Origin of the sequence: Sphingomonas sp. NPDC019816 (assembly GCF_050274375.1) — a bacterium.
Lineage (GTDB): Bacteria > Pseudomonadota > Alphaproteobacteria > Sphingomonadales > Sphingomonadaceae > Sphingomonas.
Map to the genome: position 1 here is coordinate 1 of NZ_JBNNOB010000141.1, position 9138 is coordinate 9138.

Below are 9138 nucleotides of genomic sequence, written 5' to 3' on the forward strand. Positions count from 1 at the left end.
GGGAACATGTTCGGCAACCATGACAAGAGCTGCAACGGGGTCGGCTGGCAGCAGGACCCCAAGGTCATGTTCGACACCTGGGACCGGGCGGTGCGGATGATCCGGCAGGAACTGCCGGGCGCACGGATCGCCGGTCCCAATACCAGCATCCTCTACCGCGAGGTGGAGGGCTTCCTGCGCCACGCCATCGCGGCGGACACGATGCCCGACGTCGTCACCTGGCACGAACTCAGCAACCCTTCGGCGGTGCGCGCCAGCGTGCGCCGGTACCGCGAACTGGAGGACAAGCTGTTCGCGGGCACGAAGTGGCAGGGCAAGCATCTGCCGGTCAACATCAACGAATATGCCCATAACTACCACACCTCGGTCCCCGGCCAGATGGTGCAATGGGTGGCGGCGATCGAGGATTCCAAGGTCGATGCCGACATCGCCTATTGGAATATCGACGGCAATCTTTCCGATTCCGCCGTCCAGGCCAATCGCGGCAACGGCCAATGGTGGCTGCTCAACGCCTATGGCACGATGAGCGGCCACACCCTGGCCGTCACGCCCCCGCATCCCGACGAAAGCTATACCTTGCAGGGCGTGGCGACGCTCGACCCCGCCCGTCGGCAGGCGCGGGTGTTGTTCGGCGGCAAGAATGGTGACGCGATCATTGCGCTCGACAAGGTGCCCGCCATGTTCGGCCCCACGGTGCGTGCGCGGGTCCGCGAGATCGGCTGGACCGGCCAGCTGGGCGATGCGTCAGCACCCGAGGTGATCGCCGACCGCATCCTGCCAGTGCGCGATGGCCGAGTGGAAATGACCTTCGGCAAGGGCGACCTGCCCGCGCTGCGTGAGGAAGCCGCCTACGAACTGGTTCTGAGCCCGGGCGCGATGGCGCGGCCCGCCCCCGTCTCCGTGCCCTGGCGGCAGAGCTATGAGGCGGAAGACGCGGCCATGCGCGGCAGCGGCCTGAAGAAGAGCGACTTGCAGGGTTCGCCCAAGGACGTCGGCCGGTTCCACACCTCGGGCGGCTATTCGGTCGAGGGGTTCAAGACGGGCGCGGACGCCGCGCTCGACTTCACGGTCGATGTGCCGCGTACCGGCCGCTATGACCTGCGCGTGCTCGCCAGCACCTTCAACAAGGACCCGCTGGCCGAGGCGCAGGGGCCGACCAACGTCTTCCTGCGCGTCGACGGCAAGCCCGCGACCGAGACCGAGCTGTTCCTGCCGCTGGGCTACAAGCCCTCGGTGCTCGACCATGTCGACACCATGGTCTCGCTGCCCAAGGGGCGTCACGTCCTGACGATCGCCACGCGCAGCCTGGACGGCACGCGCCAGACGCGGGGCAATGCGCTGATCGATCGAATCGCCCTGACCGCCGCCGATCCGGCGGACGTGACGACACGCTATGACGTGCAGGACGCCATGGTGAAGGACAGGACGGCGACCTTCTGGGTGTACGGTGCGCAGGACGGCCTGGCGCGGCTGGTCCCGGAGGCCGGCGGGCCGGTCCGCATGACCGTCAACGGGCGTCCCGTCAGCGGCGACCGCGCGTTCCTGCTCGGCGGGATCAACAAGGTCGTCGTCACCGGACCGGTGCGCGGTCTGCGCGTCACGCCCGAGCGTGGCCCCGCCCCGCGCCGCTACGAAGCGGAGGCGGCACAGGTCGCGGGCACCGCGCGGATCGGTGCGGCATCGCTGGCCAGCGGGGGCCGTGCGGTCTTCGACATCGGCGGCGCGCCGGGTAACGGCAACACGCTGACCTTCCCCAACGTCATGGCGGACAAGGCGGGCACCTATGCGCTGACCATCCGCTTCTCCAACGACGAACAATCCAAGGCGACGCACTATAATCCCGACCCGCTGGCCCGGATCGCGCGCGTTTCGGTCAATGGCGCCAAGCCCCTGCTGGCGACCTTCCCCAACAGCTTCCACGCCAACAACTGGTGGGAGATGACGGTCCCCGTCACCTTGCGCGCCGGGGCCAACACGATCCGCATCGCGGGCGAGGAACAGCCCAATTGGGACGGCCGCACCTATGCCTCGGATGTCTGGAAGGGCGTGCTGCTGCGTTCGCGCTATGCCCCCAATGTCGACCGGATCACGGTGACGCCGATGCCCTGACGGCGACGCGCCGGCCCGCTCCACCCGTTCACGACGCTATGCGTGATCGAGCGGGGGGCGTGATCGCGTGGAGGGGCCGGCCCCTACCGCCGGAAGACCAGCCGATCGGCGGCCCAGTGCAGCACCGCACCGATCGCCACGCCGAGCAGAACCTCCTGCGCGCGGTCGAGTGCGGCCGACAGGACCGACCCGCCGCTGGGCACCGTCAGCAGGACGATCACCGCCGTCCACATGCACAGCCGCAGTTCGGACCGCAGCCGCGCGATCGCCGAGGTGACGCCGACCGCGACCGCCAGCATCGCGACGGCGCCGCCGTTCGGCATCGCCAGCGCGACGATGATCGCCACCCCGATGCCAATCATCGTACCCGCCACCCGCCAGGCGAGCGATCGGTTGGTGTCGCCCAGCCTGTCCTGCGACACCACCAGCGCCGAGACGCTGGCCCAGACGGGATGGTTCAGCTGCATCGCCTGCGCGATGACCAGCGCGGCCACCGCCGCGCCGGTGCACCGGGCCACGAACGCCACCGACCGGATCATATCGGCCAGCGGCCACCGCGCCACGATCCAGGTCCGCAGGGCCGGTGGCGAGGTCACCGGAAGATATTGGCCCGCGCCAGCTCCAGCACCTCGTCGCCGCGCCCACTCAACACCGCGCGCGCCGCATACAGGCTGAAGCCCTTGACCTGCTCGGCCTGGATCTTGGGCGGCACGATCAGCTCCTGCGTTTCGGTGACGACATCGACCAGCGCCGGCCCGTCATGCGCGAAGGCCTGACGCAGCGCATCCTCCAGCGCGTCGGACCGAGTCACCCGCACGCCCAGATAGCCCATTTCGCGCGCGATCGTGGCGAAGTCGGGATTTTGGAGCGAGACATTGGTATCGACATAGCCCGCCGCCTTCTGCTCCAGCTCGACGAAGCCCAGCGTCGCATTGTTGAAGACGACGACCTTGACCGGCAGCTTCATCTGAACGGCGGTCAGCATGTCGCCCATCAGCATGGCAAGCCCGCCATCGCCCGACAACGACACCACCTGCCGCCCCGGAAACGCGCCCTGCACGCCCAGCGCCTGGGGCAGCGCATTGGCCATCGAGCCATGGTTGAACGACCCGATCAGCCGCCGCCTGCCGTTCATCGTCAGATAGCGTGCGGCCCAGACGGCGGGGGTCCCGACATCGGCGGTGAATACCGCATCCTCGTCCGCGATCCGGTCGACCAGCTTGGCGACATATTGGGGATGGAGCGGCTTGTCCTCCTCGCGCGCGGTGGCCAGGTCGTCCAGCCCTTTCCGCGCGTCGCGATAATGCGCCCGCGCCTGGTCCAGGAAGCGGTCGTCGCGATCGGCGGCGATCATCGGCACCAGCGCACGGGCCGCCTCGCGCACATCGGCGACGACACCCAGATCGAGCGGCACGCGCCGCCCCAGTGCACCGGGATCGCGGTCGATCTGAACGACCCTGGCCTTTTCGGGATAGAAGTTGCGATAGGGGAAATCGGTGCCGAGCATCAGCAACGTGTCGCAGTCCATCATGGCGTGATAGCCCGAGGAAAAGCCGATCAGCCCGGTCATCCCGACATCATAGGGATTGTCCCATTCGATCCATTCCTTGCCGCGATAGGCATGGACGATCGGCGCCTTCAGCGCGGCGGCCAGCGCCACCACCTCGTCATGCGCGCCCGCCGTGCCAGCACCACACAGCATCGTCACCGCCTTCGACCCGTTGAGCAGTTCAGCGACCTGCGCCAGCACGCCGTCATCGGGCAGGATTCGCGGCGCGGCCAGCGGCGGGAAGGGCACCGCGCGGGTCTCGGGCGCGGCCTGCAAGGCGACATCGCCAGGCACGACCAGCACCGCGACCCCGCGCTGCCCGATCGCGGTGCGGATCGCGCGGTGGAGGATTTCGGGCATCTGCTTGGCGTCCTGCACCATCTCGCAGAAATGGCTACATTCGCGGAAGAGTTCGGTGGGATGGGTTTCCTGGAAATAGTTCAGGCCGATCTCGCTCGACGGGATATGCGCGGCGATCGCCAGCACCGGCACCCGGTTGCGGTGGCAGTCGTACAGACCGTTGATGAGGTGCAGGTTGCCCGGCCCGCAACTGCCCGCGCACACCGCCAGCGCGCCGGTCGCCGCCGCCTCGGCCCCGGCGGCGAAAGCGCCCGCCTCCTCGTTGCGGACATGCATCCATGCGATCTCGCCCGATTTGCGCAGGCTGTCGTTGAAGGCGTTCAGGCTGTCGCCCGTCACGCCCCAGATGCGCTCAACCCCGGCCTCGACCAGGGTTCGGTTCAGAAGATCGGCTACCGTCTCACCCATGCCCATCATCCCTTTGCTGGTGGCAAGGGGCAGAGGCCCCGCCTTATGCTGCACTAGCGAAACGATGGCGAACGGGATTGGCTTCCTACGTTACCATGAAAACGCCGTCATGCGTTGCCGCTGCGGGATCAGAACAGTCCGTCATCATCGTCGTCGAACGTCACGGCGGCGACCGGCGGCGCCGCCGGCTCCATGCCGGGCAGCAGGAACGCGGCGTGAATGTCGCGCTCGCACGCCATGGTGTACAGCCGCGCGGCCCAGGGTAGCAGCTCGTACAGCGCGGCCTCGTCCGCCTCGCTCAAGCCATGCCCGGCGTCGGTGCGCGGCGCGACGTGATCGGCGTAGAGCGACAGGGCATGCCCCGCCAGCGACAGCCTTTCGACGAAGCCGCGCTGCTGCGCCAGGTCGCTGGCCGTCGCCTCCAGCGAGGCGGCAATGCGCAGCGCGGCGCCGCCCGCCCGCGCCATGGCGGCATTGGAGGTGTCGCAGGCGCCACTGACCACCGCCAGGGCGTCGCGCAACACGTCGCGCGTGTCCGCCGTGCCGCCGTCCTGGACCAGATCGATCGCGGCCAGCACGCCGATCAGTTGTCCGACCGTGATACTCAGCTGGTCGAGCCGACTGGCGCAGGGTGCCACCTCCTTGGCGATCACCGCCACCGCACGGCCCAGCGTGCCATGCCGCCGGCACAGCAGCTGGGTATTGGTCGAGATGTCCTGGACATTGACCGCGATATTCTGGATGCGCGCCAGCCCGCTGGTCAGGTCGGCCAGCGTCTGCCCGACAAAGCCCGTCAGTTCGGCCAGCTGCGCATCGGCCTGGCACAGCTGGTCGGTGACCTGGCCGAGCTGGCCGATCCCGGTTTCCAGGCGGGTCAGGATCCGCCCGTCATCGTCACCGTGCGTTTCCAGCAGGCCGCGCAGCGTATCCGCCAGCGGCCCCAGCCGCTCCAGCGCGCATACGATCTCGGCGATTTCCTGGTCGAAATCCGCCGCCATGCCCGTCAGCTGCGCCGCCACCAACCGCGCCATGTGCGCCGACGCGCCGGTCGGGACGACCGGCACGCCGCCCTCGTGCATCGCGACGCGGCGCAGGATCGCGATGCCATGTTCGGCGCGCTGGCGCACGCTGTCGCCGATCTGGATCGCACCCAGGATACGCGCGACCTCACCCTGCACGGTGCGCATGACGCCATCGGCCTCGTCGGTCATGCGCATCACCGCCTCGACATGGTCCTGCAAGGCATTGGCGTTGTCGGTCAGTTCCGCCGGCAACGCCTCGCCCGCCCGCAGGCATTCGGCGGCAAGCTGGCGATCGGCCTTCTGCACATCGTTGACCACCTGCCCGAACTGGTCGAGCTCCTTTTGGATGTGATGCAACTCCTGCCGGCCGCTGGTCAGCTTTTCATCCATGCCGACGACGAAATTGAAGAACGCCGCCTCGCCCGACGAGGCGATCTTGATGTTCATGCCGTAAATGCCGAGCAAGGTCAGGATGGTGCCGACCTCCTCCAACAGGCGGCGCAGCTCGCGCGCGCGGCCGGTCAGCGTCTCGACCTCCACCGCGCGGCGGCGTTGAATCACGGGCAGCGCGGTCAGGCGATAGGCGACCTGGCGCAGTCGGCCCACCGCCGCCCCGGCCGTTTCGGGCGACAGCGACCGGCGGATTTCCGCCACGCCCCCGGCCATGCCGTCGATCGTCTCGATCGCGACGGCCAGCGTCTCGCCGGTCTGGCGAAAGGCATCCTCCAACCCGCTCACCTGGCCTTGCAGCTGGTCGGCCAGGTCCACCACGGGGGTGAGGAGCTGTGCCTCGGGGCCGATCCGTTCCATCAACATGCGGTGTTCCCCTTCGGTCAGCGGACCGTGGCGTGGAGCAGTTCGCGCGCGACGCTGCCCAGCGGGATGATCTTGTCGGCCGCGCCGCGCGCGATCGCCTCCTTGGGCATGCCGAAGACGATCGACGTCGCCTCGTCCTGCGCGAAGGTGCGCGCGCCCGCCTGCTTCATTTCCAGAAGGCCGCGCGCGCCGTCGTCGCCCATCCCGGTCAGGATGATGCCGACCGCATTGGCGCCCGCATTGCGCGCCGCCGAACGGAACAGCACATCGACCGATGGGCGATGCCGCGACACCAGCGGCCCTTCGCGCACCGACACCACATACCGCGCGCCCTGCCGCTCCAGCATGGTGTGGCGCAGGCCGCCCGGCGCGATCAGTACGCGGCCGCGCATCACCGTGTCGCCGTCCTCGGCCTCCTTGACGTCGACCTGGCACAGCCCGTCGAGCCGCCGGGCGAAGGCGCGGGTGAAGCTTTCGGGCATATGCTGGACGATGACGATGCCCGGCGAATTGGCGGGCAGCGCCTCCAGCACCTCGCGCAGCGCCTCGGTCCCGCCGGTCGAGGCGCCGATGCACACCACCATCTCGGTCGTGCGGCTCATCGCGCGGCCGGTGGGCGGCGGCAGGACGGCGTCGGCGGTCAGCTTCTGCGCCGGGGCGGTGGCGCGCCCTTGGCGACGCGCACCCAGCCTCGCCTTCGCGGCACCCTTCACCGTCTCGCGGATCATCAGATGCGCCTCGGCCAGATGGTCGGCGACGCCGACGCGCGGCTTCAGGATGACATCGACCGCGCCCGCCTCCAGCGCCTGGAGCAACGTCTCCGACCCCTCCTCGACCAGCGAGGAACACATCACGACCGGCACGGGCCGCTGCGCCATCAGCTTGCGCAGGAAGGTGATGCCGTCCATGCGCGGCATCTCCACGTCCAGCGTGATGACGTCGGGCACCTCGTCTTGGATATAGCGGGCGGCGGCGAAGGGATCGGCGGCGGCGGCGATCACCTCGATTTCGGGGTCGGCGGACAGGATCGCGGTCATGGCCTGGCGGACGCTGGCGCTGTCGTCGATCACCAGCACACGGATTTTCTTCATCGGCTTACACCCGCTGGAACACGGTGTTGGCCACCGGCTTGAGAGGAAGGTCGAAGCCGGTGATCGACTCCGAATGGCCCAGGAACATCAGGCCGCCGGGACGCAGGCAATCGGCCAGCCGCCGCACGACCTTTTCCTGGGTCGGCTTGTCGAAATAGATCAGGACGTTGCGGCAGAAGATGATGTCCATCGGGTCGCCGACGGGATAGCGCGCGTCCATCAGGTTCATCTGCGCAAAGCCGATCGCGGCCCGCAGCGCGGGTACGATCCGCATCTCGCTGCGCCGGGGATCGTTGGCGCGCATCGCATAGCGCGCGCGCAAGCCCGCCGGCACCGGATCGAGCATCGCGGCCGGAAACACGCCGCGCCGGGCGATGCGCAGCACCTCGCTGTCGATATCGGTGGCGAGGATACCGAACTCGGGTCCGCGATGATCGCGGGCATAGGCATCGAGCAGCATCGCCAGCGTATAAGGCTCCGCCCCCGTCGAGCAGGCCGCGCTCCACACCCGCAACCGGCCGGCGCCCGTCTCGCGCAGCTGTGGCAGGACGGTGCCGACCAGATAATCGAAATGCTTGGGCTCGCGGAAGAAATCGGTCTTGTTGGTGGTGACCGCGTTCAACAGATGCTCGCGCTCGGTCGCCAGATTGTCGGCGTCGAACAGCCAGCCGCAATAATCGCTCAGGCTGCTATGCCCATGCGCGCGCACCCGGCGACGCAGCCGCCCTTCGATCATCGTCAGCTTCACCGGCGGCAGGCGGATGCCGCATTCGCGGTACACATAGGCCGCGATCCGATCGAAATCGCTGCGCTGAAGCGCATCGGACGTAACCGTCTGACGGGCGAGATTGCTCAAGAAGACGGCTCCTCTGCTGTCCGTGGAAGATCGGCCGGCCACCGCACCCGGGCGGCGGCCGGCAAGGAGGGGTTCAAGCCGCCAGGCCGAACGCGTGCAGCCCTTCGGCCCCGTCACCGGCGGCGAACAGCCGGGCGGGATCGAGCAGCGCGACGAATTCCGAACCACGCCGCAGGATCGCCTCGATCTGGTCGGAGCGCCAACGGCCGCCGATGTCGGGCGACTGCTCGATCGCGTCGGGGGTGAAGGTGCTGACGTCCAGCACCCGGTCGACCACCAGCCCCAGCGCCAGGGCGGGCGTGCCGCCCTGTGTGGCCGGGATGTCGACGACCAGAATGCGGGTCGCCAGCGTCGTCTCCGCCGCCATCAACCCCAGCCGGACGCGCAGGTCGATCATCGGCACCGAGTCCCCGCGCACATCGGTCAGCCCCAGGAACCACGCCGGCGCACCCGGCATCCGGTAAGCCGGCCGATGGTCCAGGATTTCGCGAACCGCCGTCACCGGCAGCGCGAACGCCTGGTCGCCCAGGCCGAACACGACGACCTGAAGGTCTATCCGCGCCGCGTTCATGCCGCGCGTCCGAATTCGAGGTCTTCACCGTCCGGCCCGCCATTGCTCAGATCGAGCGCGAAACCGCGGACCCGCGCCTGCTGCTCGGCGACCGAGCCGGGGCGATGCGTCGGCTTGTCCTTCCTGGCGGGCGCCGCGGGCTTGCGCACGGGCGCCTGCTTGCGGCCGGCCGGCGCGCGGACATCGTTGCCGACATCGAAAAAGGCGATGCTTTCCTGCAGTTCCTCGGCCTGGCTGGCCAGTTCCTCGGAGGTGGAGGATATCTGCTCGGAGGCGGACGCGTTCTGCTGCGTCACCTTGTCGAGCTGCTGGATCGCCTCGTTGATCTGCACCGCGCCGATATCCTGTTCGCGGCA

At 68.7% G+C, this 9138-nt stretch carries 7 protein-coding genes and 1 pseudogene; 1 reads left to right on the plus strand and 7 read right to left on the minus strand.

Features of this window, described 5'->3' with window-relative positions; genetic code table 11:
* Nucleotides 1–2109: cellulosome protein (locus ACQKJZ_RS16205; protein ID WP_427732361.1), on the plus strand; the 2109-nt coding region annotated here is incomplete at its 5' end.
* Between the two features lie 83 nt (nucleotides 2110–2192).
* Here the strand turns inward: ACQKJZ_RS16205 and ACQKJZ_RS16210 are convergent.
* The 7 genes and pseudogenes from ACQKJZ_RS16210 to ACQKJZ_RS16240 all read right to left on the minus strand — a co-directional run.
* Complete coding sequence (locus tag ACQKJZ_RS16210) at nucleotides 2193–2672, minus strand: FUSC family protein (protein WP_427732363.1); 480 nt, start codon at nucleotides 2670–2672, stop codon at nucleotides 2193–2195.
* Nucleotides 2673–2701: 29 nt separating this feature from the next.
* Entirely contained in the window at nucleotides 2702–4426 is a 1725-nt protein-coding gene (gene poxB / locus ACQKJZ_RS16215; protein WP_427732365.1) for a ubiquinone-dependent pyruvate dehydrogenase, read from the minus strand.
* Between the two features lie 128 nt (nucleotides 4427–4554).
* Nucleotides 4555–6264, minus strand: coding sequence for a hypothetical protein (locus ACQKJZ_RS16220; RefSeq protein WP_427732367.1), 1710 nt, complete (start codon nucleotides 6262–6264; stop codon nucleotides 4555–4557).
* Between the two features lie 17 nt (nucleotides 6265–6281).
* Complete coding sequence (locus ACQKJZ_RS16225; RefSeq protein ID WP_427732369.1) at nucleotides 6282–7355, minus strand: protein-glutamate methylesterase/protein-glutamine glutaminase; 1074 nt, start codon at nucleotides 7353–7355, stop codon at nucleotides 6282–6284.
* A 4-nt stretch (nucleotides 7356–7359) separates the two neighbouring features.
* On the minus strand, nucleotides 7360–8211 hold the full coding sequence (locus ACQKJZ_RS16230; RefSeq protein WP_427732371.1) for a CheR family methyltransferase: 852 nt from the start codon (nucleotides 8209–8211) through the stop codon (nucleotides 7360–7362).
* A gap of 73 nt (nucleotides 8212–8284) precedes the next feature.
* Complete coding sequence (locus ACQKJZ_RS16235) at nucleotides 8285–8782, minus strand: chemotaxis protein CheW (protein WP_427732373.1); 498 nt, start codon at nucleotides 8780–8782, stop codon at nucleotides 8285–8287.
* A pseudogene (locus ACQKJZ_RS16240) lies at nucleotides 8779–9138 on the minus strand (methyl-accepting chemotaxis protein); the annotation flags it as partial. The pseudogene ACQKJZ_RS16240 and the gene ACQKJZ_RS16235, both read right to left, overlap by 4 nt.

What these genes read in the sequence shown, in the direction of transcription:
- poxB (WP_427732365.1), bottom strand. Translation starts at nt 4,426, where the DNA reads ATGGGTGAGACGGTAGCCGATCTTCTGAACCGAACCCTGGTCGAGGCC.
- ACQKJZ_RS16220 (WP_427732367.1), bottom strand. Translation starts at nt 6,264, where the DNA reads ATGTTGATGGAACGGATCGGCCCCGAGGCACAGCTCCTCACCCCCGTG.
- ACQKJZ_RS16225 (WP_427732369.1), bottom strand. Translation starts at nt 7,355, where the DNA reads ATGAAGAAAATCCGTGTGCTGGTGATCGACGACAGCGCCAGCGTCCGC.
- ACQKJZ_RS16235 (WP_427732373.1), bottom strand. Translation starts at nt 8,782, where the DNA reads ATGAACGCGGCGCGGATAGACCTTCAGGTCGTCGTGTTCGGCCTGGGC.